The sequence below is a fragment of the Pseudomonas neuropathica genome (genome assembly GCF_051174785.1).
Taxonomy (GTDB): Bacteria; Pseudomonadota; Gammaproteobacteria; order Pseudomonadales; family Pseudomonadaceae; genus Aquipseudomonas; species Aquipseudomonas neuropathica_A.
Map to the genome: position 1 here is coordinate 4,016,832 of NZ_CP195111.1, position 25,676 is coordinate 4,042,507.

24 protein-coding genes are annotated in these 25,676 nt (G+C 59.4%); 12 read left to right on the forward strand and 12 right to left on the reverse strand.

The features are described 5' to 3' along the window. Position 1: 1 nt before the first annotated feature. Positions 2 to 2,488: a circularly permuted type 2 ATP-grasp protein gene (locus ACRRSD_RS18150; protein ID WP_435034523.1), complete on the forward strand. Its 2,487-nt coding sequence runs from the start codon at positions 2 to 4 to the stop codon at positions 2,486 to 2,488. Next, entirely contained in the window at positions 2,488 to 3,378 is an 891-nt protein-coding gene (locus ACRRSD_RS18155; RefSeq protein WP_435034524.1) for a transglutaminase family protein, read from the forward strand. The genes ACRRSD_RS18150 and ACRRSD_RS18155 overlap by 1 nt, the downstream gene beginning before the upstream one ends. 211 nt (positions 3,379 to 3,589) lie before the next feature. Here ACRRSD_RS18155 and ACRRSD_RS18160 read toward each other — a convergent pair whose 3' ends face one another. Continuing rightward, positions 3,590 to 3,778: a hypothetical protein gene (locus ACRRSD_RS18160; RefSeq protein ID WP_034151625.1), complete on the reverse strand. Its 189-nt coding sequence runs from the start codon at positions 3,776 to 3,778 to the stop codon at positions 3,590 to 3,592. A 68-nt stretch (positions 3,779 to 3,846) separates the two neighbouring features. Then, positions 3,847 to 4,434 carry a TIGR00730 family Rossman fold protein gene (locus ACRRSD_RS18165; protein WP_435034525.1) on the reverse strand — a complete coding sequence of 196 codons (588 nt, stop codon included), beginning with the start codon at positions 4,432 to 4,434 and terminating at the stop codon, positions 3,847 to 3,849. Between the two features lie 340 nt (positions 4,435 to 4,774). Between ACRRSD_RS18165 and azu the strand changes: the two genes are divergently transcribed. Then, positions 4,775 to 5,218, forward strand: coding sequence for an azurin (gene azu / locus ACRRSD_RS18170; RefSeq protein ID WP_095138131.1), 444 nt, complete (start codon positions 4,775 to 4,777; stop codon positions 5,216 to 5,218). 198 nt (positions 5,219 to 5,416) lie between these two features. Here azu and nadE read toward each other — a convergent pair whose 3' ends face one another. From nadE to ACRRSD_RS18185, 3 genes are all read right to left on the reverse strand, one after another. Next, on the reverse strand, positions 5,417 to 6,244 hold the full coding sequence (gene nadE, locus ACRRSD_RS18175) for an ammonia-dependent NAD(+) synthetase (RefSeq protein ID WP_007915880.1): 828 nt from the start codon (positions 6,242 to 6,244) through the stop codon (positions 5,417 to 5,419). Between the two features lie 4 nt (positions 6,245 to 6,248). Then, entirely contained in the window at positions 6,249 to 7,472 is a 1,224-nt protein-coding gene (gene pncB, locus ACRRSD_RS18180; RefSeq protein WP_435034526.1) for a nicotinate phosphoribosyltransferase, read from the reverse strand. Positions 7,473 to 7,688: 216 nt separating this feature from the next. Next, entirely contained in the window at positions 7,689 to 8,588 is a 900-nt protein-coding gene (locus ACRRSD_RS18185; RefSeq protein ID WP_435034527.1) for a LysR family transcriptional regulator, read from the reverse strand. Positions 8,589 to 8,750: 162 nt separating this feature from the next. Here ACRRSD_RS18185 and amaB point away from each other — a divergent pair, with 162 nt between their 5' ends. From amaB to ACRRSD_RS18230, 9 genes are all read left to right on the forward strand, one after another. Beyond that, positions 8,751 to 10,241 (forward strand): L-piperidine-6-carboxylate dehydrogenase, encoded by a 1,491-nt coding sequence (gene amaB / locus ACRRSD_RS18190; protein ID WP_007915887.1) that lies wholly within the window; start codon positions 8,751 to 8,753, stop codon positions 10,239 to 10,241. Positions 10,242 to 10,401: 160 nt separating this feature from the next. Next, positions 10,402 to 11,685, forward strand: coding sequence for an L-pipecolate oxidase (amaA, locus tag ACRRSD_RS18195; protein WP_435034528.1), 1,284 nt, complete (start codon positions 10,402 to 10,404; stop codon positions 11,683 to 11,685). Positions 11,686 to 12,053: 368 nt separating this feature from the next. Then, positions 12,054 to 13,187, forward strand: a complete 1,134-nt coding sequence (locus ACRRSD_RS18200) for an ABC transporter substrate-binding protein (protein ID WP_435034529.1) — start codon at positions 12,054 to 12,056, stop codon at positions 13,185 to 13,187. A 239-nt stretch (positions 13,188 to 13,426) separates the two neighbouring features. Next, positions 13,427 to 14,341: an ABC transporter permease subunit gene (locus ACRRSD_RS18205; protein ID WP_034151619.1), complete on the forward strand. Its 915-nt coding sequence runs from the start codon at positions 13,427 to 13,429 to the stop codon at positions 14,339 to 14,341. A 3-nt stretch (positions 14,342 to 14,344) separates the two neighbouring features. Next, positions 14,345 to 15,646, forward strand: coding sequence for a high-affinity branched-chain amino acid ABC transporter permease LivM (livM, locus tag ACRRSD_RS18210; RefSeq protein WP_095047315.1), 1,302 nt, complete (start codon positions 14,345 to 14,347; stop codon positions 15,644 to 15,646). Further along, positions 15,643 to 16,515: an ABC transporter ATP-binding protein gene (locus ACRRSD_RS18215; protein WP_435034530.1), complete on the forward strand. Its 873-nt coding sequence runs from the start codon at positions 15,643 to 15,645 to the stop codon at positions 16,513 to 16,515. The genes livM and ACRRSD_RS18215 overlap by 4 nt, the downstream gene beginning before the upstream one ends. Continuing rightward, positions 16,512 to 17,228 (forward strand): ABC transporter ATP-binding protein, encoded by a 717-nt coding sequence (locus ACRRSD_RS18220; protein ID WP_007915900.1) that lies wholly within the window; start codon positions 16,512 to 16,514, stop codon positions 17,226 to 17,228. The genes ACRRSD_RS18215 and ACRRSD_RS18220 overlap by 4 nt, the downstream gene beginning before the upstream one ends. An 841-nt stretch (positions 17,229 to 18,069) precedes the next feature. After that, positions 18,070 to 18,834 (forward strand): SDR family oxidoreductase, encoded by a 765-nt coding sequence (locus ACRRSD_RS18225; protein ID WP_122599291.1) that lies wholly within the window; start codon positions 18,070 to 18,072, stop codon positions 18,832 to 18,834. A gap of 175 nt (positions 18,835 to 19,009) precedes the next feature. Continuing rightward, a complete protein-coding gene (locus tag ACRRSD_RS18230) occupies positions 19,010 to 19,915 on the forward strand; it encodes a cation diffusion facilitator family transporter (protein ID WP_435034532.1) in 906 nt (301 codons plus the stop codon). Between the two features lie 123 nt (positions 19,916 to 20,038). On the opposite strand, the gene ACRRSD_RS18235 is transcribed toward ACRRSD_RS18230, so the two are convergent. The 7 genes from ACRRSD_RS18235 to ACRRSD_RS18265 all read right to left on the reverse strand — a co-directional run bounded on the left by ACRRSD_RS18235 (position 20,039) and on the right by ACRRSD_RS18265 (position 25,338). After that, positions 20,039 to 21,172 carry an AGE family epimerase/isomerase gene (locus ACRRSD_RS18235; protein ID WP_435034533.1) on the reverse strand — a complete coding sequence of 378 codons (1,134 nt, stop codon included), beginning with the start codon at positions 21,170 to 21,172 and terminating at the stop codon, positions 20,039 to 20,041. Between the two features lie 182 nt (positions 21,173 to 21,354). Beyond that, positions 21,355 to 21,927 (reverse strand): HupE/UreJ family protein, encoded by a 573-nt coding sequence (locus ACRRSD_RS18240; RefSeq protein ID WP_435034534.1) that lies wholly within the window; start codon positions 21,925 to 21,927, stop codon positions 21,355 to 21,357. Between the two features lie 27 nt (positions 21,928 to 21,954). Next, positions 21,955 to 22,569: an urease accessory protein UreG gene (gene ureG / locus ACRRSD_RS18245; protein WP_007915910.1), complete on the reverse strand. Its 615-nt coding sequence runs from the start codon at positions 22,567 to 22,569 to the stop codon at positions 21,955 to 21,957. 12 nt (positions 22,570 to 22,581) lie between these two features. Beyond that, complete coding sequence (locus tag ACRRSD_RS18250) at positions 22,582 to 23,256, reverse strand: urease accessory protein UreF (protein ID WP_435034535.1); 675 nt, start codon at positions 23,254 to 23,256, stop codon at positions 22,582 to 22,584. Continuing rightward, positions 23,253 to 23,753 carry an urease accessory protein UreE gene (ureE, locus tag ACRRSD_RS18255; protein WP_435034536.1) on the reverse strand — a complete coding sequence of 167 codons (501 nt, stop codon included), beginning with the start codon at positions 23,751 to 23,753 and terminating at the stop codon, positions 23,253 to 23,255. Before ureE ends, ACRRSD_RS18250 begins: the two co-directional genes overlap by 4 nt. Positions 23,754 to 24,083: 330 nt before the next feature. Further along, complete coding sequence (locus ACRRSD_RS18260; protein WP_150651744.1) at positions 24,084 to 24,716, reverse strand: TetR family transcriptional regulator; 633 nt, start codon at positions 24,714 to 24,716, stop codon at positions 24,084 to 24,086. A 154-nt stretch (positions 24,717 to 24,870) separates the two neighbouring features. Beyond that, on the reverse strand, positions 24,871 to 25,338 hold the full coding sequence (locus tag ACRRSD_RS18265; protein ID WP_435034537.1) for a hypothetical protein: 468 nt from the start codon (positions 25,336 to 25,338) through the stop codon (positions 24,871 to 24,873). Positions 25,339 to 25,676 lie beyond the last annotated feature (338 nt).

Here is a 25,676-nt window from a genome sequence, read left to right on the forward strand (position 1 = left end):
CATGCCTGACCTGCTAGACCGCTACCCGCTCACGGCGGGCACTTATCACGAACTGCTCGACGGCAGTGGCGCGGTGCGCCCGCACTGGCGGCGGCTGTTCGATCAGTTGCAGCGCAGTACTCCAGCGCAACTGGTGCAGCGGCAGGCATTGCTGGCGCGGCAAATCCAGGAAAACGGTGTCACCTATAACGTTTACGCGGATCCCAAGGGCGCTGATCGACCGTGGGAGCTGGATCTGCTGCCCCATGTGATTGCAGCAGATGAATGGCAACAGTTGTCGGCAGGCATCGCTCAGCGTGCCCGACTGCTCAACGCTGTGCTGGCGGACTTGTACGGCCCGCAACGGCTGATCAGCGAAGGCTTGTTGCCGGCAGAGCTGGTGTTTGGCCACAACAATTTTCTCTGGCCGTGTCAGCGGATCGCGCCGCCGGAAGAGATATTTCTGCATCTGTACGCCGTGGATCTGGCACGCACGCCGGACGGGCGTTGGTGGGTCACGGCGGATCGCACACAAGCGCCATCGGGCGCCGGCTATGCTCTGGAAAACCGCACTATCGTGTCCCGTGCCTTTCCCGAGTTGTACCGGGATCTGAAGGTGCAGCATCTGGCCGGTTTCTTCCGCACCTTGCAGGAAACCCTCGTACGCCAAGCGCCGAGCGGCGATGACGCGCCGCTGGTGGTCTTGCTCACACCGGGGCGCTTCAACGAAAGTTATTTTGAACATTTGTATCTGGCTCGCCAGCTGGGTTACCCGCTGGTCGAGGGCGGTGACCTGACGGTGCGCGATGCCACGGTCTACCTGAAAACCCTCAGTGGCTTGCGTCGGGTGCACGCAATCATGCGCCGGCTCGACGATGATTTCTGCGATCCGCTGGAGCTGCGTACGGACTCGGCGCTTGGCGTGCCCGGGCTGCTCGAAGCCGTGCGTCAGGGGCGAGTACTGGTTGCCAACGCGTTGGGCAGCGGCGTGCTGGAATCGCCGGGTTTGCTGGGTTTTCTGCCGAAGATCAACCAATACCTGTTTGGCGAAGAGCTGATCTTGCCGTCAATCGCGACGTGGTGGTGCGGCGAGCCGCCGGTGCTGGCGCAGGCCTTGGAAAAACTACCTGAGCTGTTGATCAAACCGGCGTTTCCCTCACAAAGCTTCGCGCCTGTGTTCGGCCGTGATCTGAGTGAAAAACAGCGTCAGGCGCTTGCCGAGCGCATGCAGGCGCGCCCTTATGCCTACGTTGCGCAAGAATTGGCTCAGCTGTCGCAAGCGCCGATCTGGCAGGCCGAAAACGGTCAACTGCAACCGCGGGCCATTGGCATGCGCATGTATGCGGTGGCCAGTCGCGACGGTTATCGCGTACTGCCCGGTGGTTTGACCCGGGTGGCCGCCGAGGCAGATGCCGAAGTGGTATCGATGCAGCGCGGCGGAGCGAGCAAGGACACTTGGGTAATTGGCGATCGTCCGCCCAGCGGCGAGCAATGGAAGAGCCAGCGTAATGTCGGCGTGCATGATCTGGTGCGGCGCGATCCCTATCTACCCTCGCGAGTGGTGGAAAACCTGTTCTGGTTCGGCCGTTACTGCGAACGCTGTGACGACAGTGCGCGGCTGCTGCGCATCATGCTTGCGCGGTATGTCGATGGTGATGACCCGCAAGCGTTGCAGGCGGCGGTCGATCTCGGTGAGCGGCTGACGTTGTTGCCGGACGAAGGAGAACTGCCCGAGCGCTTGCTCGCGGCACTGCTCGGTGACGACTGGTCGTTCAGTCTGCGTTCCAACCTGCAACGCTTGCAGTGGGCGGCCTCACAAGTGCGCGGCAAGCTTTCGCGGGAGAACTGGCAGGCGCTGGTCGAGTTGCAGCGCGAAGCGATGGAACTGGATACCGACGAACCCGATTTCGGTGAACTGCTGGATTTCCTCAACCGACTGGTGATGTCGCTGGCGGCGTTGTCCGGGTTTGCCCTGGACGACATGACCCGCGACGAAGGCTGGCGCTTTCTGATGATTGGCCGGCGTATCGAGCGACTGCAGTTTCTCAGCAGCAGCCTCGCGGCGTTTCTGCGTGGCGCCGGTGCTGTCGATCAGGCGGGCCTGGAGTGGTTGCTGGAGCTGGGCAATAGCAGCATCACCTACCGCTCGCGTTACCTGGCAGTGGCGCAATTGATTCCGGTGCTCGACCTGTTGCTGCTGGACGAGCAGAACCCGCACGCGGTGTTGTTCCAGTTGAAACTGGTCACGCGCACGTTGAAACGTTTGAACGATGATTTTGGCGCGCCACGGGAAACGGGATTGCCGCGACTGGTCGAGCGGCTGGCACGGTTCGATCTGGGTTGTCTGGAGAATCCATTGTTCGGTGAGTCCAGCGTACGAGCGGCTCTGAATGGTCTGGCGGATCTGCTGCAAGAAATTGCCGAGGCCAGTGGGCAAGTGTCGGATCGTCTGGCCTTGCGCCATTTCGCCCATGTCGATGATGTCAGCCAACGCACGGTGTCCGTCTGATGAATGCTCGATACCAGATCTTCCACGACACCTGCTATCACTACGACAGCCCGGTATCTTTGGCGCAGCAACTGGCGCACTTGTGGCCGCGAAAATGTGACTGGCAGCGTTGTACCGCACAGCAATTGCTGATCAGTCCGGACCCGACAGCACGGCGCGATGAGCTGGATGTGTTTGGTAATCCGTTGACCCGACTGGCGTTCGAACGCCCGCATGACGAGTTGCAGGTCAATGCACAACTCACGGTGGAAGTGCTGGCGCGGCCGGCGCTGGATTTCAATCAGTCGCCTGCCTGGGAGTTGACCCGCGATGCGCTGACTTACAGCAGCCAGCCGTTGTCCGCTGAGTTGCTCGAAGCCTGTCGCTACCGGTTTCAGTCACCGTACGTGCATTTGAAGCGTAGCTTCGTCGAGTTCTCTCAGAGTTGTTTCCCCCCAGGGCGTCCATTGCTGCTGGGCGTGCAGGACTTGATGCAGAAGATCTTCAACGAGTTCACCTTCGATGCCGAGGCTACCCAAGTGGCGACCCCATTGGTGGAAGTGCTGGAGCGGCGACGCGGGGTGTGTCAGGACTTTGCCCATCTGATGCTGGCTTGCGTGCGTTCACGGGGATTGGCAGCGCGGTATGTCAGTGGTTATCTGCTGACTCAGCCACCGCCGGGGCAGCCACGCTTGATTGGTGCCGACGCATCGCATGCCTGGGTGTCGGTGTTTTGTCCGGTGCTGGGCTGGGTGGATTTTGATCCGACCAACAATGTGCAACCGGCTCTGGAACACATCACGTTGGCGTGGGGGAGGGATTTTTCCGATGTATCGCCGTTGCGTGGGGTTATTCTGGGTGGCGGCAATCACGACCCGGAAGTGCGCGTCACGGTAATGCCTCTGGATTAACGACGATCAAAAAATGTGGGAGCGAGCCTGCTCGCGAAGGCGTCAGGTCAGTCAACTCATTTGTGGCTGATACACCGCTTTCGCGAGCAGGCTCGCTCCCACAGGGAATTTGGGTGTATTGGGGAGTGGAGGGCTGTGAGGGCCGGCGGTGAAACCGCCAGCCCCGTCACAAATCCGCAGGGTCTGATTCGATGATCAAACCCGGTGGGGTTCAGGCGTCGGGCGCCTGATCTTTCGGTGCTTCGGTTGCATCAACATCATCTTCCGGTGCCACTTCACCCTCAGGGTTCAGTGCCGCTTCTTCAGCGGTTTGTTTCTTGCGCTGAAGCTTTTCCTCTTTCTTCTGTTCCTTTGCCAGGTCTCGTTGACGTTTGGCGAAGGAGTAATTGGGTTTGGCCATGGGCGATCCTCTTGGGTCGAAGGTGAGGTTGAGCGGCGCATATTCTGCCCTGTATCGGTGCCTCGTGGTTAACCGGGTTTTTGGTCGACCCACTTTGGCGTGACGGTCGGCTGCCAGTTATCCAGGGCATCGAGCAGTGTTTGCGGCGATTCGCTCACTTGCAGCATGTCACGGTGTGGCGTGCGAACGAAGCCTTCGCCGACGATATGATCGAGAAATGCGGTGAGTTTGCTGTAGAAACCGTTCACTTCCAGCAGGCCCAGTGGTTTGCCGTGATAGCCGAGCTGGCCCCAGGTCCAGACTTCGAACAGCTCTTCCAGCGTGCCGAGGCCGCCGGGCAGAGCGATGAACGCATCGCTGAGTTCAGCCATGCGTGCCTTGCGCGCGTGCATGCCGTCGACCACTTCCAGGCGCGTCAGGCTCTTGTGGCCGATTTCCTTGTCCATCAGGCTTTGCGGGATGATGCCGATCACTTCGCCGCCAGCGGCCAGCGCAGCGTCGGCAACAATCCCCATCAAGCCCACAGCACCGCCGCCGTAGACCAGGGTCAGATTGCGTTCGGCCAAGGCCCGGCCAAGGGCGATGGCGGCTTCGGTGTAAGCCGGGTCAGTGCCGGCGTTGGCACCGCAAAATACACAAACGGATTTCAGAGACATGCCTTCCTCCTGGGTCAATCCGTCACAGGGTAATGGCTGGCACGCCTTGATCCAAGGGCTAAACTTCGCGTTCCGGTGATTCAAAGGTACCGCTGGCGCCACAGGCGTAGGCGGCGAGCAAACTGCACAACAGACCGTTAAAGAACATGACAGGCACTCCGTCTCAGTAGATGCGCCGATCATAGGTCGGGCCGGGGAATCTGGCCGTTAGATTGTCTCGATGAGTGTCATAGCCTGAAAGTTGTATACAATTTTTGACTCAAGTCATAGGAACTTGCGAAGATTTCAGGCAGTCTTTCCACCATTCGTGTTTTTGTTAACCCTGCCTTGGAGATTCACCATGTTTTCCAAAGTTGTTGCGGTATCCCTGCTGGCGCTGGCCAGCAGCCAATTGATGGCTGCCGAGTGCAAAACCACCGTTGATTCCACCGATCAGATGTCCTTCAACACCAAGGAAATCGTGATCGACAAGAGCTGCAAGACCTTCACCGTTGAATTGACCCACTCCGGCAACCTGCCGAAGAATGTGATGGGCCATAACCTGGTGATAAGCAAAGAAGCGGACATGCAGCCAATCGCTACCGCTGGCCTGGCTGCCGGTATCGACAAGAACTACCTGCCGGAAGGTGACGCGCGCATCATCGCGCACACCAAGATCATCGGCGCCAAGGAAACCGATTCGCTGACCTTTGACGTGGCGAAGATTGCAGACGGCGGCTACGGCTTCTTCTGCTCGTTCCCTGGGCACATCTCGATGATGAAAGGCACGATTACCGTTAAATAAGCAGGCCAATCGCGTCATCGTTCTTCGCGAGCAAGCTCGCTCCCACAGGTTTCAGTTGTTCACAAATGCTGTGTCCGACAGCGAACCATGTGGGAGCGAGCTTGCTCGCGAAGGGGCCATCAGCATCAACTGATGTCTGGGCCAAAGAAAAGCCCGCTGGGGATCTCTCCTCAGCGGGCTTTTTCATTCCATCCGCGCTTACGGCGCAAACGGCATCACGCGTTTGTGATGAGTCTTGTTGTAGGTCGCGACGATGATGTCAAACGCTTCCTGACGCACCGGCTCACCGTGCAGGAACGCGTCGATTTCGGCATAGGTCACGCCATGGGACGCTTCGTCCGGTTTGCCCGGCGACAAATCCTCAAGGTCCGCCGTCGGCACTTTCTCGACCAGCGACTCCGGCGCACCGAAGCTGCGCGCAATCGCCCGCACCTGATTTTTTACCAGACCACTGAGCGGTGCCAGGTCGCAGGCGCCGTCACCGAACTTGGTGAAGAAGCCCATTACCGCTTCCGCCGCATGATCGGTACCGATCACCAGACCGTGGGCCGCGCCGGCGATGGTGTACTGCGCAACCATGCGCATCCGCGCCTTGGTGTTGCCAAGGACGAAATCCACCGACACCGCGTGCTTGCCTTCAAACGCCGCGACTTCACTGGCCAGCGACTTCACCGCCGGGCCGATATTTACGGTATGGCGCTCGTCCGGCGCGATGAAATCCACCGAGGCCTGGGCGTCGTGCTCGTCGAACTGGGTTTCGTACGGCAGGCGCACGGCGATGAATTTGTAGCTGTTGTCGCCGGTCTGGTCGCGCAGCTCACGCATCGCACGCTGGGCCAACAGGCCGGCGGTCAGAGAATCGACGCCGCCGCTGATGCCCAGCACCAGCGTCTTGAGCCCGGAATTGACCAGACAATCCTGAATAAAGGTAATGCGCCGGGCGACTTCGGCCTGCAGGGCCTGGTAGTCGGCGAACGGCGGTTGCACCTTGAGCTGTTCAGCAATCTCACGCTGTACGGCTTGCATGAATTCACTCCTTGCTAGATAGACGGGAATCGGCAGGAACCTGGAACACGTGTCGCAAGTAGGCGACGAAATTCGGGTCTTTGCAGTGGGACTTGCCTGGCTCGTCGGAGATCTTCGCCACCGGTTGGCCGTTGCAGGCGGTCATTTTAAGCACGATGCTCATCGGTTCGACACCCGGAATGTCACAGGTGAGGTTGGTACCGATGCCGAAGCTGACATTGATCCGACCGTGCAGCGCGCGGAAGATTTCCAGCGACTTGGGCAGGGTCAGGCTGTCGGAGAACACCAGGGTTTTGCTCATCGGGTCGATGCCCAGCCTGTGATAGTGCGCGATGCATTTTTCGCCCCACACCACAGGGTCGCCAGAGTCGTGGCGCAGGCCGTCGAACAGCTTGGCGAAGAACAGATCGAAATCGCCGAGGAAGGCATCGGTGGTGATGCAATCGGTGAGCGCGATCCCGAGCAAGCCACGATACTCGCGGACCCAGCAATCGAGCGCGGCGATCTGGCTGTCGATCAGCCGTGGGCCGAGTTGCTGATGGGCCATGATCCACTCGTGGGCCATGGTGCCCAGCGGTTTCATATCGAGTTCGCGGGACAGGTGCACGTTACTGGTGCCGACGAAACGCCCGGGGAAATCGTGCTTGAGCACATTCACCACTTCTGCCTGCACGCCGTAGGAAAAGCGTCGGCGGGTGCCGAAATCGGCGACCTGCAGTTGCGACAGCTCATCAGGTGAGGCGTTGGCGGTCAGCCAGTCGAACTTGCGATAGAGCTGCTCACGCGCTTGTTCCAGTACTGTTTCGCGGTAGCGATAGCGGTTGCGCACTTCGCTGACGATCGCCAGCAACGGCACTTCGTAGAGAATCACATGCAACCACGGCCCGCGCAGACGGATGAACAGTTCGCCGTTCTCGATACCGGTGTGCAGATAGCGCAGGTTGAAGCGGAACAGCCCGAGAAAACGCAGGAAATCCGGTTTGAGGAAGCTGATGCGCTCCAGAAAACTCAGTTGATCGGCGCTCAGGCTCAGCTCGGCCAGCCGCTCGATCTGAAAACGGATCTCGGCCAGATACGGGCGCAGATCCTCGCTGTTACGGCAACGAAACTCCCATTCGACTTCGACGTTGGGGTAGTTGTGCAGCACCGCCTGCATCATCGTCAGTTTGTAGAAGTCGGTGTCGAGCAGGTTCTGCACGATGCGATCGGCAAACACGCTCTCGCTCATAACGGGGTCTCCAGGTGCGCCGCGCCTGTGCGCGGTCTCAATCAATGGCGCTAGTGGCGCATATCAGCGGTGGGGATTGCCAGCATTTTTTGACAACGCATCAGATCCAATGTGGGAGCGAGCTTGCTCGCGAAGGCGTCATTTCAGCCGACATTGATATTGAATGTGTCGGCCTCTTCGCGAGCAAGCTCGCTCCCACAGGGAGTGAAGGCAGCTTCACGCTGGGCTATCGATCTGCTCCAGCATCCACTTCACAAAATCACGCACCTTCGGTACTTCCGCCGCGTGCTCCGGGTACGCCAGGTAATAGGCGTCGGAACTGGGCATTGCATGCTGCCAGGGAATGACCAGTTTGCCGTCGGCCAATTCTTCTTCAACCAGAAACCGCGGCAACAGCGCCACACCACAGCCAACCTGCGCGGCACGAATGCACATATAAAAGGTTTCGAAGCGCGGCCCGTGGTAGCTGTGTTCGGTCTGGTAGCCCTGACTGTCGAACCAGTCGTGCCACGCTTGCGGGCGCGAGGCATTTTGCAGCAGGACCAGGTCGGTAAGTTGCGTCGGATCAGTGAACGGCTTGTCCGGCAGGCTGCCCGGCGCGCACACCGGCACCAACTCTTCACCGAACAACTTCAGGCATTCAGTGCCGGGCCGCGAGCCCTGACCGAAATAGAACGCCAGATCGCTGCGCCCTTGCAGCAGATCATCCGCTTCGTGCTCGTTGCACAAGTCCAGATGAATCGATGGATGGCGCAGACGCCAGCCTTTCAGGCGCGGCACCAGCCAACGGGCGCCGAAGGTCGAGGGCGTCGAGACGCGCAGGACTTCGGTCTCGCCGCCGTAGGAACGCAGGTAATGCGTCGACATTTCCACTTGGGTGAGAATTTTTCGTACTTCAACCAAGTACAAATCCCCGGCCGGGGTCATCTGCAAACGCCGGCGTACGCGACGGAACAACAAGTGCTGCAGCAGCTCTTCAAGCTGTGCGACCTGTTTGCTCACTGCGCTCTGGGTCAGGTTCAGCTCCTCGGCGGCGCGGGTGAAGCTCAAGTGCCGGGTCACGGCCTCGAAGCACTGCAACGCGGTGATCGAGGGCAAGTGGCGTTTGTTCAGCATGGCCGATCCTTTTCTTGTCTTTCTAGCGCTGCATGAATAAACGGAATGATATCTCGCGTAAAGGTCGTTTGTTGCCTTGCCATTGTGACGCTACAACTAAAGGCCTGCCCGGTCGCGAAACAGTGGCCGCACACATTCAGTTTTATGCTTGAGGAGTGACCCATGGTTGCCGCATTGCTTGATCGTCTTGGTGTGAACCCGGCCCTTTATCAGAACGGCAAAGTGCCGGTGCATTCGCCGATCGACGGCAGCCGAATTGCCGCCGTGAACTGGGAAGGCCCGGCCGAAGTCGAGCAGCACATCAGTCGCGCAGATCATGCGTTCGAGCAATGGCGCAAGGTGCCGGCGCCACGTCGTGGCGAGCTGGTGCGTCAGTTTGGTGAAGTGTTGCGTGAATACAAAGCCGACCTCGGCGAACTGGTTTCCTGGGAGGCGGGCAAAATCACTCAGGAAGGTCTCGGTGAAGTACAGGAGATGATCGACATCTGCGATTTCGCCGTGGGACTGTCCCGTCAGTTGTACGGTTTGACCATCGCTTCCGAGCGTCCGGGCCACCACATGCGTGAAACCTGGCATCCGCTGGGCGTGGTCGGGGTGATCAGCGCGTTCAACTTCCCGGTCGCGGTGTGGGCGTGGAACACCACGCTGGCGCTGGTCTGCGGCAACCCGGTGGTGTGGAAACCGTCAGAGAAAACCCCGCTGACCGCGTTGGCCTGTCAGGCGCTGTTTGATCGTGTGGTGAAGAATTTTACCGATGCCCCGGCGAATCTTTGCCAGGTGATTATTGGTGGCCGCGACGCGGGTGAAGCGCTGGTAGATGACCCGCGTGTCGCCCTGATCAGCGCCACTGGCAGCACACGTATGGGCCGTGAAGTGGCGCCGAAAGTCGCCGCACGTTTTGCCCGCAGCATTCTGGAACTGGGGGGTAACAACGCGATGATCCTCGGCCCTAGCGCCGATCTCGACATGGCCGTGCGCGCGATTCTGTTCAGTGCGGTCGGCACTGCCGGGCAGCGCTGCACCACTCTGCGTCGACTGATTGCCCATGAATCGGTGAAAGAAGAAATCGTCACTCGCCTCAAGGCTGCCTACTCGAAAGTGCGCATCGGCAACCCGCTGGAAGGCAATCTGGTCGGCCCGCTGATCGACAAGCACAGCTTCGAAAACATGCAGGACGCGCTGGAGCAGGCGTTGAGCGAGGGTGGGCGGGTATTCGGCGGCAAGCGTCAGCTCGAAGACCAGTTCCCCAATGCTTATTACGTTTCGCCAGCGATTGTTGAAATGCCGGAGCAGAGCGATGTGGTCTGCAGCGAAACCTTCGCGCCGATTCTCTATGTGGTCGGTTACAGCGATTTTCAGGAAGCGCTGCGCCTGAATAACGCCGTGCCACAAGGTCTGTCGTCGTGCATCTTCACCACCGATGTGCGCGAAGCCGAGCAGTTCATGTCGGCGGTCGGCAGCGACTGCGGCATCGCCAACGTCAACATCGGCCCGAGCGGTGCCGAAATTGGCGGCGCGTTTGGTGGCGAGAAAGAAACCGGTGGTGGTCGTGAGTCGGGTTCCGATGCATGGCGCGCCTATATGCGCCGCCAGACCAACACTGTGAACTACTCGCTGGAGTTGCCGCTGGCGCAGGGCATTACTTTCGACTGACAGGTGGAGATCCCCTTGTGGGAGCGAGCCTGCTCGCGAATGCAGTGGGTCAGTCGACATAGATGTTGGCTGATATACCGCTTTCGTCGGAATGCCGCCCGGAGCAGGCTCGCTCCCACAGGGTATGCCGTGTTTGTTGGGTTTCTGTTGGAGTCTGGCAATGCCGTTACGCGAAGAATGTCTGTGGGAAAAACTCACGCCGCAAAGGCCGGATAACACCGCGCTCAGGGGCGAAGTCAACGTCGATGTCTGCGTGATCGGCGCCGGGTTCACCGGGTTGTCGGCGGCGCTGCATCTGTTGGAAAAAGGCAAAAGCGTCTGCGTGCTGGAGGCCCATCGCGCCGGTCACGGTGGTTCCGGACGCAATGTCGGGCTGGTCAACGCCGGCATGTGGATCCCGCCGGACGAGATCGAAGCCGGTTTCGGCGAAGCGGTGGGCAGTCAGCTCAATCGTATGCTCGGGGCCGCGCCGGCGCTGGTGTTCAGCCTTGTGGATAAATACAACATCGATTGCCAGTTACGCCGCGAAGGCACGCTGCACATGGCGCACAACGCCAAAGGTGAAGCGGATCTGCGCAGTCGTGAACAGCAATGGAAACGCCGAGGTGCGCCGGTCGAATTGCTCACCGGCAAGGCCTGCGAACAGGCCACCGGTACGCAAAAGATCGCTGCCGCGTTACTCGATCGCCGCGCCGGCACGCTCAATCCGATGGCGTATGTCACCGGGCTGGCGAATGCCGTGATTGGTCTCGGCGGGCAGATGTTCGACCATTCACCGGTCACCCGGCTCGAACGTCAGGGCTCGAACTGGTCGGTGCAGACCGAACACGGTTCGGCGCTGGCCGGGCAAGTGGTCATCGCCTCCAACGCTTACACCGAAGGCGACTGGACCGAACTCAAGCGCAACTTCTTCCCCGGTTACTACTATCAGGTCGCCTCGGTGCCGCTGACCGAAGACGCCGCGCAGGAAATTCTCCCGGGCGGGCAGGGCTCGTGGGATACGCGGCAGGTGCTGAGCAGCATTCGTCGCGACAAAGAAGGGCGCTTGTTGCTCGGCAGCCTGGGCAACGGCAATCAGAAACCGACCTGGTTTCTCAAGGCCTGGGCCGACCGCGTGCAGCAGCATTACTTCCCCAATCTGAAACCTGTCGAGTGGGAATGCACCTGGACCGGGCGCATTGCATTCACGCCCGATCACCTCATGCGCCTGTTCGAACCGGCGCCGGGACTGGTGGCCGTCACCGGTTACAACGGTCGTGGCGTGACGACTGGCACCGTGGTCGGCAAAGCCTTCGCCGACTATTTGTGCAACGGTGATCCACAAGCCCTGCCGATTCCCTTCGCACCGATGCAGCCCCTGGCTGGCGTGGGCTTGCGCAGTTGTTTGTATGAGGCCGGGTTCTCGCTGTATCACGCGGGCCAGTGCCTGCGCATCGTCATTTGAGTGTTGAAATATGTTGCCGGAAGCGGCGCTTTTCGACGCAGCGACTAGCCTGTAATGGTGCGGGTTGTAGCAGTCCCGCACCAGCAGTGTGCAGTTCGGTGACGCGGGCTGTTACAGGCTGGTTGCACGTCGTTTGGCGCCGCGGTTGCAATGATGGCGCGTGCGGGTTGCGCCTGAAAAAATAAATGGTTTCACCTTCCGCGGTTTAGACGGTTGCACGCCCAATGAAAATGGGAACGAAACAGTCGAAATAACAAGAAAGCAGCGACTTTTTGAAGAATAAAAAACCGATGGCACGGCCCTTGCTCTTAGCATTCAGTGAAGTGAAGTCGCAGTGCCAACTAAAAAAAACCTTGGAGCACCACCTCATGTCCCAGACGTTTTACAAGAAAGGCTTTCTGGCCCTCGCAGTGGCTACTGCGTTGGGTGTTTCTGCGTTTGCTCAGGCTGATATCAAAATCGGTGTAGCGGGTCCAATGACGGGCGCCAACGCGGCATTTGGCGAGCAGTACATGAAGGGTGCACAGGCAGCAGCTGACGCAGTCAACGCGGCGGGTGGCGTCAACGGGGAGAAAATCGTTCTGGTCAAAGGCGATGACGCCTGCGAGCCGAAGCAGGCCGTGACGGTCGCCAAGGACCTCACCAACCAGAAAGTCGCCGGCGTGGTCGGTCACTTCTGCTCCTCTTCGACCATTCCAGCGTCGGAAATCTACGACGAAGCCGGGATCATCGCGATCACCCCGGGTTCGACCAACCCGCAAGTCACCGAGCGCGGCCTCAGCGCCATGTTCCGTATGTGCGGGCGTGACGACCAGCAAGGCATCGTGGCCGGTGACTACATCGTCGACGTGCTCAAGGGCAAGAAAGTCGTCGTGCTGCACGACAAGGACACCTACGGCCAAGGCCTGGCGGATGCCACCAAGGCCCAACTGGTCAAGCGCGGCGTGACGCCTGTGCTGTACGAAGGCCTGACCCGTGGCGAAAAGGACTTCAGCACCATCGTCACCAAGATCCGTGGCGCTGGCGCCGACGTCGTCTACTTCGGCGGTCTGCACCCGGAGGCCGGCCCGCTGGTTCGCCAACTGCGTGAACAAGGTCTGAAAGACGTCAAGTTCATGTCCGATGACGGCATCGTGACTGACGAACTGGTGACCACCGCCGGTGGCCCGCAATTCACCGATGGCGTGCTGATGACCTTCGGCGCCGACCCGCGTCTGTTGCCTGAGAGCAAGACCGTTGTGGACGCATTCCGCAAGGCCGGTACCGAGCCTGAGGGCTACACCCTGTACGCCTACGCTTCGGTGCAGACCCTGGCTGCCGCGTTCAACGGCGCCAAGTCCAACAAGGGCGAAGAGGCTGCAGCCTGGTTGAAGAAAAATCCGGTGAAAACCGTGATGGGCGAAAAAACCTGGGACTCCAAGGGCGACCTGAAAGTCTCCGACTACGTGGTTTACCAGTGGGACAAGGACGGCAAGTATCACCAGCTGGAAAAACAGAAGTAAGGGCTGACGCGATCAGCTGATCCCACCGATTCAATGTGGGAGCGAGCCTGCTCGCGAAGACGGAATGACTGCCAACACATGTGTTGAATGATCGACCGCTTTCGCGAGCAGGCTCGCTCCCACAGGGACGGTGTGGGACGGGCTGATCGTGGCTGACATTGCTCCGACGTAAATCTGTATTTTTCCTAGAAGAGCCGCACATCACAGGTGTGCAGGTTCTCACTGCGTGAGATTGCGTTATGGATGGTATTTTCCTGCAGCAACTGGTCAACGGCCTGACCCTCGGGTCGGTCTATGGCCTGATCGCCATCGGCTACACAATGGTCTACGGCATCATCGGCATGATCAACTTCGCCCACGGCGAGGTTTACATGATTTCTGCTTACCTGGCGGCAATCAGTCTGGCTCTGCTGGCGTACTTCGGTATTGAATCCTTCCCGCTGCTGATGCTCGGCACGCTGATTTTCACCATCGTGATCACGGCGGTGTATGGCTGGGTCATCGAGCGAGTCGCTTACAAACCCCTGCGCAACTCCACCCGACTGGCTCCGTTGATCAGCGCCATCGGCATCTCCCTGATCCTGCAGAACTACGCACAGATTGCCCAAGGCGCCAAACAACAGGGTGTGCCTACCCTGCTGAGCGGTGCATGGCGTGTTGAAGTCGGTACCGGCTTCGTGCAACTGACCTACACCAAAGTCTTCATTCTGGTGGCTGCCTTCGTCGGCATGGGCCTGCTGACCTACGTCATCAAGTACACCAAGCTCGGGCGCATGTGCCGTGCGACCCAGCAAGACCGCAAGATGGCTTCGATCCTCGGCATCAACACCGACCGGGTCATTTCCTATGTGTTCATCATCGGTGCAGCCATGGCGGCGCTGGCCGGCGTACTGATCACGATGAACTACGGCACTTTCGACTTCTATGCCGGCTTCATTATCGGCATCAAGGCGTTCACCGCGGCGGTGCTTGGCGGGATCGGTTCACTGCCCGGGGCCATGCTCGGCGGGATCATCCTCGGCATTTCCGAGTCGCTGTTCTCCGGTCTGGTCAACTCCGACTACAAAGACGTGTTCAGCTTCTCGCTGCTCGTACTTGTTCTGGTCTTCCGGCCGCAGGGCCTGTTGGGCCGTCCTCTTGTGTCGAAGGTGTAAGCGATGTCTTCAACCACTCAAAAATCCATCGATATCAAAAAAAGCCTGGTTGAGGCGATTCTTGCCGGCCTGATTGCCCTGATCGTTTTCGGCCCGATTGTCGGCGTTGTGCTCGAGGGCTACAGCTTCAACCTCGAACCGACCCGCGTGGCCTGGATCATCGGCATTGTCATGATTGGCCGCTTTGCCCTCAGCCTGTTCCTGCAAACGCCCAAGGGCCTGAAAATTCTCGACGGATTCGAGAGCACCGGTTCCGGTGTGCATGTGCTGCCTGCCGATCACAAATCCTCGCTGCGCTGGATCATCCCGCTGCTGATTGTGCTGGCCGTCATCGTGCCGTTTGTCTCCAACTCCTATCTGCTCGGCGTGGTCATCCTCGGGTTGATCTACGTGCTGCTGGGGCTGGGGCTGAACATTGTGGTCGGTCTGGCCGGTCTGCTCGATCTGGGTTACGTGGCGTTCTACGCCATCGGTGCCTACGGTCTGGCGCTCGGTTATCAATACCTCGGTCTGGGTTTCTGGACGGTGCTGCCGCTGGCGGCGATCACTGCCGGGCTGGCTGGTTGCATCCTCGGCTTTCCGGTGCTGCGCCTGCATGGCGACTATCTGGCGATCGTGACCTTGGGGTTTGGTGAAATCATTCGCCTGGTCCTCAACAACTGGTTGTCACTGACGGGTGGCCCGAACGGCATGCCGGCGCCGCTGCCGACGTTCTTCGGTCTGGAATTCGGCAAACGGGCGAAGGATGGCGGGGTGCCGTTTCACGAGTTCTTCGGCATCGCCTACAACCCGGACGTGAAGTACTACTTCATCTACGCAGTGTTGTTCCTCGTGGTGTTGGCCGTGCTGTACATCAAACATCGTCTGGTGAAAATGCCGGTCGGTCGCGCCTGGGAAGCCTTGCGGGAAGACGAAATCGCTTGCCGCTCGATGGGCCTCAACCACGTGCTGGTCAAACTCTCGGCGTTCACCATCGGTGCGTCGACCGCAGGTCTCGCCGGTGTGTTCTTCGCGACCTACCAGGGCTTCGTCAACCCGACCTCGTTCACCTTCTTCGAATCGGCACTGATCCTCGCCATCGTCGTGCTCGGCGGCATGGGCTCGACCATTGGCGTGGTGATCGCTGCATTCGTACTCACCGTCGCCCCGGAACTGCTGCGCGGCTTCGCCGAGTATCGCGTGCTGCTGTTCGGCATCCTGATGGTGTTGATGATGATCTGGCGACCACGCGGGCTGATTCGCATCAGCCGTACCGGGGTCACTCCACGCAAAGGTGCCATTCACTATGAGAGGACTGCGCCATGAGTGAAGTCGTACTCTCTGTTGAAAAACTGATGATGCATTTCGGTGGCATCAAGGCCTTGAGCGATGTCAGCCTGCAGGTCAAACGCAACTCGATCTTCGCCCTGATCGGCCCCAACGGCGCCGGCAAGACCACGGTGTTCAACTGCCTGACCGGGTTCTACAAGGCCTCGGGCGGCAAGATCGAACTCAACGTGCGTGGCCAGCAGACCAACGTCATCCAGTTGCTGGGGGAGTCGTTCAAACCGACGGATTTCGTCTCGCCGAAATCTTTCCTTAGCCGCATGTACTACAAGATGTTCGGCGGTACGCACCTGGTAAACCGTGCAGGTCTGGCCCGTACCTTCCAGAACATTCGCCTGTTCAAGGAAATGTCGGTGCTGGAAAACCTGCTGGTGGCGCAGCACATGTGGGTCAACCGCAACATGCTTGCCGGTATTCTCAACACCAAGGGCTATCGCAAGGCCGAAAGTGACGCGCTGGACGTGGCGTTCTACTGGTTGGAAGTGGTCGATCTGGTGGACTGTGCCAACCGTCTCGCAGGTGAGCTCTCCTACGGCCAGCAGCGCCGTCTGGAGATCGCCCGAGCGATGTGCACGCGGCCGCAGATCATCTGCCTCGACGAACCGGCCGCCGGCCTCAACCCTCAGGAAACCGAAGCGCTGAGCGCGATGATCCGGCTGCTGCGCGACGAGCACGATCTGACCGTGGTGCTGATCGAACACGACATGGGCATGGTGATGAGTATTTCCGACCACATCGTGGTGCTGGACCACGGCATTGTCATCGCTGAAGGCGGGCCTGAAGCGATCCGCAACGATCCGAAAGTGATCGCGGCCTACCTGGGCGCCGATGAAGAGGAAGTGGCATGACCCAACCGATCCTCGAACTCAAGGACCTCGACGTCTTCTACGGTCCGATCCAGGCCCTAAAAGGTGTTTCGCTGCAGATCAACGAAGGGGAAACCGTCAGTCTGATCGGCTCCAACGGCGCCGGCAAATCGACGTTGCTGATGTCGATCTTCGGCCAGCCACGGGCGGCGGGCGGGCAGATTCTTTATCAAGGTGTCGACATTACCCACAAGTCCTCACACTACATTGCCTCCAACGGCATTGCGCAGTCGCCGGAAGGGCGGCGGGTGTTCCCCGACATGACCGTCGAGGAAAACCTGCTGATGGGCACCATCCCGATTGGCGACAAGTACGCCAAAGAGGACATGCAGCGCATGTTTACGCTGTTCCCTCGGCTTGAAGAGCGACGTAACCAGCGGGCGATGACCATGTCTGGCGGCGAACAGCAAATGCTCGCCATTGCCCGGGCCTTGATGAGCCGGCCGAAGTTGCTGCTGCTCGATGAGCCGAGCCTCGGGTTGGCGCCGATTGTGGTGAAGCAGATCTTTGCGACCCTGCGCGAACTTGCGAAAACCGGGATGACCATTTTTCTGGTCGAGCAAAACGCCAACCATGCGCTGAAACTGTCGGACCGCGCGTATGTGATGGTCAACGGTGAGATTCGCCTGACCGGCACCGGCAAAGAACTGCTGGTTAACGAGGAGGTGCGTAACGCCTATCTGGGCGGGCACTGATTTTCCTCGACGTTATGCACAGCCCCGGCGACGAAAGTCCCGGGGCTTTTTTACATCTACAACCCACCACAACCCCCTGTGGGAGCGAGCCTGCTCGCGAATGCGGTGTGTCAGTCACTTGATTGTCTGGATATGCCATCGCTTTCGCGAGCAGGCTCGCTCCCACAGTTGATATGCGCCAGATTCCAGAATTGTGGAAAACAAATTCCCCAAGCTGCCAAAGCGCGACATATAGACGCTGCAAATGGCTGTTTTTCCACAGTTTTGACTTGTCCCCGGTTACTGTGGAGCCGGCTGTGAATAACGTGGGTGTATCTGGCTGCAGGCCTTGTAATCCGTGGCGTGCAAGTGTGTGGTTGTTTTTTGATCAGGTGCTTTTTCTGAAGCTGAAGGCGTCGTTGTCAACCTTTTTCTAGGGATCGGCTCTTCGGCAATTCGATTTGTACGGGCCTGTGGATAAGTCTGTGATTAAACTCTGGAAAGACCGCGCTGAGGGCCGTAATTACTGGCCTCGCGCAATCACTGTGCTGATCGCCCGGTCGTGCAAAATGCCATGTCCCGCACATCTGCCGCTTCAGGGTCAAGCAAAAAACTTTCTATTTCGCCCGCAAAGCCTTGTGTGGCGCGGCTTTGCGCGTTTGCAGTTGCCCCCGAAAACTGTGGAAGGGACTGTGGATAACATGCGTGCACATGGCTACAGGCCACGGTGGCTATGGCGTCGACAGAGTTGGTTGTTTTTTGTACCGCTTGTGGGTGTTGCCCGTGCGTGCAGGGCCGGGCATGCTGCCTGCTGATTTTCTATTCCAAGGGCTGCCCCGGCGGCCGAAGCAAGGAGAACACGATGTCCAACACCCTGTTTATCACCGGCGCGACGTCCGGATTTGGTGAAGCCTGCGCCCGCCGTTTTGCCGAGGCTGGCTGGAAACTGGTGCTGACCGGCCGTCGTGAAGAACGCCTGAGCGCTTTGTGTGCGGAGTTGTCGAAGCAGACCGAAGTGCATGGCCTGGTGCTCGATGTGCGTGATCGCAAGGCGATGGAAGAGGCGATTGCCAACTTGCCGCCGTCCTTCGCCAAGCTGCGAGGCCTGATCAACAACGCAGGTCTGGCACTGGGCGTGGACCCGGCGCCGAAGTGCGATCTGGATGATTGGGACACCATGGTCGACACCAACGTCAAAGGCCTGATGTACGCCACCCGCTTGCTGCTGCCACGCCTGATCGCCCATGGTCGTGGCGCCGGCATCGTCAACCTCGGCTCTATCGCCGGCAACTATCCGTATCCGGGCAGCCATGTGTATGGCGCGACCAAGGCGTTCGTTAAACAGTTCTCGCTGAACCTGCGCTGCGACTTGCAGGGCACCGGCGTGCGGGTCAGCAACATTGAGCCTGGGCTGTGTGAGAGCGAGTTTTCGCTGGTGCGTTTTGCTGGCGATCAGGAACGTTACAACGCGACTTACGCCGGTGCCGAGCCGATCCAGCCGCAGGACATCGCCGAGACGATTTTCTGGGTGATGAATGCGCCGGCGCACATCAACATCAATAGCCTCGAGTTGATGCCGGTGAGCCAGACCTGGGCGGGTTTTGCGATTGAGCGTAATAAGGCCTGACACCGCGTCATCGTTCTTCGCGAGCAAGCTCGCTCCCACATGAGACCGCGATCAAATGTGGGAGCGAGCTTGCTCGCGAAGGGGCCGTCACAGGCAATAAATCCCGATAAGGTAAACTCCCCTCGCAACAACCCAACCGCACCCCGCGGTTTTCAAGGTTTTTCGAGGAGTCAAAGTGAGTAACCGAGGTGAGCAGGCACTGCTCAAACAATCGACCATTCTGATGTTTGCCGTGGCGATTGCCGGGATCGTCACCGGTTTTGTTTCAGGTTCGCAATCCATCCTGTTCGATGGTTTTTTCTCGCTGATCGCAACCTTCATCAAAGTCCTGATGCTGATCACTGCCAAGCTGATCGCCAAGCAAAGCAATCACCGCTTCCAGTTCGGTTTCTGGCACCTGGAGCCGATGGTGCTGCTGATCGAAGGCAGTTTCCTGATGCTGATCGCGATCTACGCGTTTCTCAACGGCGTGTTCGGCATCATCAACGGTGGCCGCGACATCGAGTTGGGGCTGGTGATCATTTATGCCGCGGTGTTTACCGTGGTCGAATTCGCCTACTTCTTCTACGTACGCCAGCGCAATCGTAAGCTCAAATCCAGCCTGATCCAGTTCGACAACATCAGTTGGCTGGTGGATGCGATGCTGTCCGTGGGCCTGTTGATCAGTTTCCTTGCGGCGCTGCTGCTCAAGTCTCAGGGCTATGGCCAGTGGGCGGTGTATGTCGACCCGTTGATCCTGATCGTACTGGCGCTGACCATGTTGCCGCCGGCGTTCAAGATCCTTGGGCCGGCCTTACGCGATGTGCTGGGGATCGCGCCGGACACACTGGATGATCAGGTGCGTCAGGTGATGGAGGCGGCGAAAACCGAGCATGGTTTCGACGATTACGTGTCGTACGTGCAGAAGCACGGGCGGGCACGGTTTATCGAGATTCATGTGGTGTTGCCGACGGATTATGCGCTGAACAATGTCGGACAGCTGGATGCGTTACGCGAAGAGATTTCGGCGAAGCTGGGCAAGCCGGATGCGGCGCGCTGGTTGACGATCAGCTTTACCGGGGACAAGAAGTGGATCGCCTAGCGACCGCATAACGGCTAATCGCGAGCAAGCTCGCTCCCACATTGGAATTGCGCTGAACACACCATTTGTGAACTGCACAAATCAACTGTGGGAGCGAGCTTGCTCGCGAAAGGGATCTATAAGTCAGCGCAAATATTCAGCCAGACCGTGGTAACAAGTCGCCAAGTGATAAGGCGTAGTCGAAGGCATGTCCTTACGGCTAACCTCGCCCAACTCATCCCGGCACTCATGCCAGCCACCGGCATGCAGAAACCGCTGCTGCAACGCCTGCAACTGGCGCAGCACCACTGCTTCGCTGCCCTGACGCAACGTCAGCGCGCGCAGATATTCCGCCTGAGCCCAGATCCGCTGAGTCGAGTCTCGCGGGCGACCGTCCATTTCCAGATCGAGCATCGCCCGCACCGCGCCGGATGACTGCACCACACCGTATTGCTCGGTGAAGGCAAATGCCCGATCCAGCGCCGCATGCAGTTTCGAACCCCGCAGCAACGCTGACGATTCGAGCAGGAAATACCATTCGAACTGATGCCCCGGCTCATACCAGTTATCCACAGCGCCGAGCGGCTTCTCCATCAACACGCCATATTGCGGATCGACGAACTGCTTGTGCATGGCTGTGCATAACTCCAGCAATGCTTGCTGCGTCTGGGCATCTTCGCGAACCGCCAGGGTGGCGAGAAACGCTTCGGCCAGATGCATCAACGGATTCTGCAGCGGACCGGTTTGCAGAGTGATCCAGTCGCGTTCCAGGCAGGCTTCGTACAAACCATCGCCGGTCGCGAAGCGCCGGCCAATGATTTCCAGCGCTGCATTCAACGTCGACTCAACCAACGGATCGCGAGACTTTCCCCAGTAATGCGCACAGGCAAACAGAATAAAGGCGTGGGTGTAGAGGTCCTTGCGTTGATCCAGCGGTTTGCCCTGTGCATCGATGCTGTAGAACCAGCCGCCATGCTCGGCATCGTGAAAGTGCCGTTGCAAGGAGCGAAACAGCGCTGCCGCGCGTACGTCAGCGTTATCCACAACTCCGATCAGACTGGAAAACAGATACAGCTGCCGCGCGCAGGCCATCGCCCGGTAGCGCTGCGGTGGCAGAGGTTGGTGCGTGGCGTCCAGCGCCTCATAGGGCAACGCCATGTCGGCGTTCCAGCCCGGGCCTTGCCAGAGCGGCACGATCACGTTGACGAAGTGCTGTTGCACATCATCGAACAGGGCGGTCAATTCGGGCAGGGCGGTGGAGCGGGAAGCGTGGGGCATGGGCGGACGTCGTCACGGGCTGGGGCGATTGCGCGACATGGTAGCAGAGAGACCGGCATCAGAGATGCGGCGTCTGATCGGCCGCCTTCGCGAGCAAGCTCGCTCCCACAGGTTTTGTGTATGCCACAAATCCAATGTGGGAGCGAGCTTGCTCGCGAAGGGGCCAGTTCAGACACTAAAAACTAGCCTGCGAGCAACCAAACTCCAGTCGCCGCCGAAGCCGCGCCCGCCAGGCGTACCAGCGGCGCCGCTGCCTGAGGCAGAAAACGCACCACGCCATAACCCGCCGCATGCAATGCAGCTGTCGCGGCGACAAAACCAGCCGCATACGCCCAAGGGCTACTCATGTCCGGCAGCTCCAAGCCATGCGCCACACCGTGGAACAGCGCAAACACCGCCGTCGCCACCACCGCCATCACCAACGGTGGACGCACCGCCAATGCCACCGCGAGCCCCAGCGCCAACACCGACGCGGCAATCCCGCTTTCCAGCGCCGGCAATTCCAGCCCTTCAAACCCGAGCATGCCGCCAATCAGCATGGTGCCGACAAACGTGCACGGCAGTGCCCAACGCGCCGCGCCTTGCTGCTGCGCGGCCCATAAGCCAACAGCCACCATCGCCAGCAAATGGTCGAGACCGCCAATCGGGTGGCTGATACCGGCGATCAAGCCACTGTCGCCATGCCCCGGGTGTGCGAAGGCCAATGCCGGAGTCAGCAGCAGCGCCACAGCGCCAAGAATACGTTTGAGTGTCATGAACAAGCTTCCTTGTTGATAATTGAATCAGGCTGCGGTCAGCAGGCCCTGGCGTTCGATGAAGGCGATGATTTGCTCAAGGCCTTGACCGGTCTTCTGGTTGCTGAAGACGAACGGCTTGCCGTTGCGCATGCGTTTGGTGTCGCTGTCCATCATTTCCAGCGAGGCACCCACCAGCGGCGCCAGGTCGATCTTGTTGATCACCAGCAGATCGGATTTGCAGATACCCGGCCCGCCCTTGCGCGGCAGCTTGTCGCCGGCCGAAACGTCGATCACGTAGATGGTCAGGTCGGACAGCTCCGGGCTGAAAGTCGCCGACAGGTTGTCGCCGCCGGATTCCACCAGAATCAGATCCAGCCCCGGAAAACGGCGGTTCAGTTGATCGACCGCTTCCAGGTTGATCGAGGCGTCTTCGCGGATCGCCGTATGCGGGCAGCCGCCGGTTTCCACGCCGATGATCCGCTCCGGTGCGAGGGCTTCGTTGCGCACGAGGAAATCGGCGTCTTCACGGGTGTAGATGTCGTTGGTGACCACGGCAAGGTTGTAGCGCTCGCGCAGGGCCAGGCACAGGGCCAGGGTCAACGCGGTTTTGCCGGAACCGACCGGGCCGCCGATGCCGACGCGCAGAGGTTGTGTGTTCATCGAGTGTTTCTCCTAAGAACGGAAGAGTCGGCTGTACTGGCGCTCGTGGGCCATGCACGCCAGGGACAGACCAAACGCGGCGCTGCCCATGTGTTCGGGATTGATGCGGCTGGCGTCCTGCTGCGCTTGTTGCAGCAGCGGCAGCAGTTCGCTGGTCAGGCGTTGCGCGGCTTGCTGACCCAGCGGCAGAGTTTTCATCAACACGGCGAGCTGGTTTTCCAGCCAGCTCCACAACCACGCGGCGAGCGCGTCCTGCGGGTTGATACCCCAAGCGCGCGCGGCCAGCGCCCAGCACAGGGCCAGATGTGGTTCAGTGCATTGATCGAGAACGCTGCGGGCGGATGCGTCGAGTTCTGGCAAGCCATTGAGCAGTTGCTGCAACGAATAGCCCATCTGCCGGCTCTCCAGATGTAACTCGCGAGTCTCGCGACTGGCGCGATGGCTTTCGCAAAGGATCTGCAATTCAGCCCACTGTTCATCCGCCGCTGCCTGGCAATGCGCGAGCAATAGCGGCGCTTCGAAGCGAGCGAGGTTGAGCAGCAACTGATCGCTGATCCAGCGCCGGGCACTGTCCGGGTTGTTCACGCGACCGTTATCCACAGCCATTTCCAGACCTTGCGAATAGCTGTAGCCGCCAATCGGCAATTGCGGACTGGCCAGGCGCAGCAGCGCCCAGGCCGGATTCACAGGCGTACGCCGAACTGATGGAGTTTCGGCGCGTAATTGAAGTCTTCGTCGCCGTGGCGTGAATGGTGATGGCCGCCGCCATAAGCGCCGTGCTCGGGCTGGAATGGCGCTTCGATCGCTTCGACCTGCGCGCCAAGCTGCTCCAGCATGGCTTTGAGCACGTAATCATCGAGCAGGCGCAGCCAGCCATCGCCAACCTGCAAGGCGACGTGGCGGTTACCCAGGTGATAAGCCGCGCGGGTCAATTCGAATGCATTGGCGCAGGTGACGTGCAACAGTTGCTCGGGGCGGGCGCAGACGCGGACGAGACGCCCGTCTTCTGCTTGCAGGCATTCGCCGTCATACAGCGGCGGCTGACCGCGCTCCAAAAACAACCCGACGTCTTCGCCCTCGGCACTGAAACAGCGCAAACGGCTTTTGCTCCGTGCTTCGAAGGTCAGGTGCAACTCGGCGGCCCAGACGGGTTGAGGGTCGATTCTGCGGTGAATCACCAGCATCGGAAAGCTTCCAGCTATGGACAATACTCTGGCTAGAGCAAGGGCCTTGCCAATCGGACGAGATGTAGGAAATCCCTGTCGGAGCGTAGTGGATGTTTCAAGATGTTGCGGGAATATGGAAGGTTTTGGTGCGTGAAGATTTTTTAATGCACCAAATGGAGGCTGATGCGCCGAACCAAATGTGGGAGCGACGGTGCGACGATTCGACTTGCTCGCGAAAGAGGTGGGTCAGTGATTAGAAGTTGGCTGACACGACGCCTTCGCGAGCAAGTCGAATCGTCGCACCGTCGCTCCCACAGGGGATTTGGTCTGGGCTGAAATAAAGGAAGGTTATTCGGTACTGCCCAAGCCTTGCCAATGCTTGAGCCCGATAAAGATAAAGCGCAGTTGCTGGGTGATCTTCGCCTGTGGCGTCAGATGCTCCGGCAGCGCTTCGGCGGGCGGGTCGATGATGTCGGGAAGGGTGGCAAACACCGATTTGACGATCAGGTCGGCCATTACGCTCAGGCCATCGGCATCCAGATGCTGCAGTTTGGGCATCATCGTCAGGTCAGCAGCGAGGTCCGAGCTGATGTTCTCGCGCAACCGACCGATTGCCTGACGCACCGGTAGCGAACCGCCGTACTGCTCACGGGCGAGAAACAGGAATTGCGAGCGATTGGCGCTGACCACGTCGAGGAAGATCCGCACCGAAGCATCGATGATGCCGCCCATGACGAATTCGTTGTGCCGTACCAAGCGGATGGTTTCGCGGAAGGTCTGGCCGACTTCACTGACCAGCACCAGGCCCAGCTCGTCCATATCGGCAAAATGCCGGTAGAAACCGGTGGGCACTATCCCGGCAGTTTTCGTCACTTCGCGCAGGCTCAGGCTGCCGAATCCTCGGCCGCTTTCCATGAGGTGGCGGGCAGCGTCCATCAAGGCGTTGCGGGTCTGTTGTTTCTGTTCGGCGCGGGGCAGCATCGCAGGAGGTGTTCTTTGGCAGGACAAGCGCCGCACTCTAGCAAATCGGCTTTGTCGGCGTCGAACGGGAGGGCATGCAGCGAAGATTTTATCGGGCCAGAAAAGTCAAAAGCCCAATCCGGGGATTGGGCTTTTTTTCGAGGCCGCCATGCGCTTAGCTCAATTTGCTGTTGCGTTCGATCACACGGTCACCACCACCTTCGGCGAGTGCTTGACCCAGTGGAGTCTTGTCGAAGCCGTCGTCAGCCAGAGTCTGGCCTTGTGGGGTGCGCTCGGTACCGTCAGATGCCAGGGTCTGGCCTTGTGGAGTGCGTTCGGTGCCGTCAGATGCCAGGGTCTGGCCTTGTGGAGTGCGCTCGCTACCGTCGGAAGCCAGAGTCTGACCTTGTGGAGTCTTGTCGTAGCCGTCCTGAACCAGACCTTTCTCTTCCAGGCGATCACGGCCGCCTTCAGCCAGGGTCTGGCCTTGTGGTGTACGGTCGGAACCATCAGCGGCTACGGTCTGGCTGAACACCGAGTGGCTGGATTTCACTTGCGGAGTAGCTTGGTCGGCAGCGGGCAGGGCGAAAGCAGTGCTGGCTAGCATCGACAGGGTAAGGCTGAGCAGTAATTGGCGTTTCATGATGGGTTGCTCCTTGGGAGGGCGATAAAGTGGGTACGAAGGCAATGCTACTCTCGATAAGTCGATATAAAAGTTCATAAACGCAATGGTAATAATCAACAGAATTGATTGTTCTGCCGAGAGGCTCTAGACCGGGGCTTTCCGGGCGACGGTTTTGCACCGGGGTGGGTATTTCCGACTCACTCGCGCCTCGCAAAAGTGCGGGTCGCGGTAACACTGTTCGACTGATCGGTCAGATTTCGCGAGACTTTTTGCGCCCTAATCGACCTTTCGATTAAACCTGCGGCTGGTTTGCCAGTCGTAGATTTCATGAGGGCCGCTTTGGCCCGCCGTTTCAG

Excerpts from the sequence above, each read along its gene's own strand:
- ACRRSD_RS18150 (WP_435034523.1), top strand. The coding sequence starts at position 2 with ATGCCTGACCTGCTAGACCGCTACCCGCTCACGGCGGGCACTTATCAC.
- ACRRSD_RS18155 (WP_435034524.1), top strand. The coding sequence starts at position 2,488 with ATGAATGCTCGATACCAGATCTTCCACGACACCTGCTATCACTACGAC.
- ACRRSD_RS18160 (WP_034151625.1), bottom strand. The coding sequence starts at position 3,778 with ATGGCCAAACCCAATTACTCCTTCGCCAAACGTCAACGAGACCTGGCA.
- ACRRSD_RS18165 (WP_435034525.1), bottom strand. The coding sequence starts at position 4,434 with ATGTCTCTGAAATCCGTTTGTGTATTTTGCGGTGCCAACGCCGGCACT.
- azu (WP_095138131.1), top strand. The coding sequence starts at position 4,775 with ATGTTTTCCAAAGTTGTTGCGGTATCCCTGCTGGCGCTGGCCAGCAGC.
- nadE (WP_007915880.1), bottom strand. The coding sequence starts at position 6,244 with ATGCAAGCCGTACAGCGTGAGATTGCTGAACAGCTCAAGGTGCAACCG.
- pncB (WP_435034526.1), bottom strand. The coding sequence starts at position 7,472 with ATGAGCGAGAGCGTGTTTGCCGATCGCATCGTGCAGAACCTGCTCGAC.
- ACRRSD_RS18185 (WP_435034527.1), bottom strand. The coding sequence starts at position 8,588 with ATGCTGAACAAACGCCACTTGCCCTCGATCACCGCGTTGCAGTGCTTC.
- amaB (WP_007915887.1), top strand. The coding sequence starts at position 8,751 with ATGGTTGCCGCATTGCTTGATCGTCTTGGTGTGAACCCGGCCCTTTAT.
- amaA (WP_435034528.1), top strand. The coding sequence starts at position 10,402 with ATGCCGTTACGCGAAGAATGTCTGTGGGAAAAACTCACGCCGCAAAGG.
- ACRRSD_RS18200 (WP_435034529.1), top strand. The coding sequence starts at position 12,054 with ATGTCCCAGACGTTTTACAAGAAAGGCTTTCTGGCCCTCGCAGTGGCT.
- ACRRSD_RS18205 (WP_034151619.1), top strand. The coding sequence starts at position 13,427 with ATGGATGGTATTTTCCTGCAGCAACTGGTCAACGGCCTGACCCTCGGG.
- livM (WP_095047315.1), top strand. The coding sequence starts at position 14,345 with ATGTCTTCAACCACTCAAAAATCCATCGATATCAAAAAAAGCCTGGTT.
- ACRRSD_RS18215 (WP_435034530.1), top strand. The coding sequence starts at position 15,643 with ATGAGTGAAGTCGTACTCTCTGTTGAAAAACTGATGATGCATTTCGGT.
- ACRRSD_RS18220 (WP_007915900.1), top strand. The coding sequence starts at position 16,512 with ATGACCCAACCGATCCTCGAACTCAAGGACCTCGACGTCTTCTACGGT.
- ACRRSD_RS18225 (WP_122599291.1), top strand. The coding sequence starts at position 18,070 with ATGTCCAACACCCTGTTTATCACCGGCGCGACGTCCGGATTTGGTGAA.
- ACRRSD_RS18235 (WP_435034533.1), bottom strand. The coding sequence starts at position 21,172 with ATGCCCCACGCTTCCCGCTCCACCGCCCTGCCCGAATTGACCGCCCTG.
- ACRRSD_RS18240 (WP_435034534.1), bottom strand. The coding sequence starts at position 21,927 with ATGACACTCAAACGTATTCTTGGCGCTGTGGCGCTGCTGCTGACTCCG.
- ureG (WP_007915910.1), bottom strand. The coding sequence starts at position 22,569 with ATGAACACACAACCTCTGCGCGTCGGCATCGGCGGCCCGGTCGGTTCC.
- ureE (WP_435034536.1), bottom strand. The coding sequence starts at position 23,753 with ATGCTGGTGATTCACCGCAGAATCGACCCTCAACCCGTCTGGGCCGCC.
- ACRRSD_RS18260 (WP_150651744.1), bottom strand. The coding sequence starts at position 24,716 with ATGCTGCCCCGCGCCGAACAGAAACAACAGACCCGCAACGCCTTGATG.
- ACRRSD_RS18265 (WP_435034537.1), bottom strand. The coding sequence starts at position 25,338 with ATGAAACGCCAATTACTGCTCAGCCTTACCCTGTCGATGCTAGCCAGC.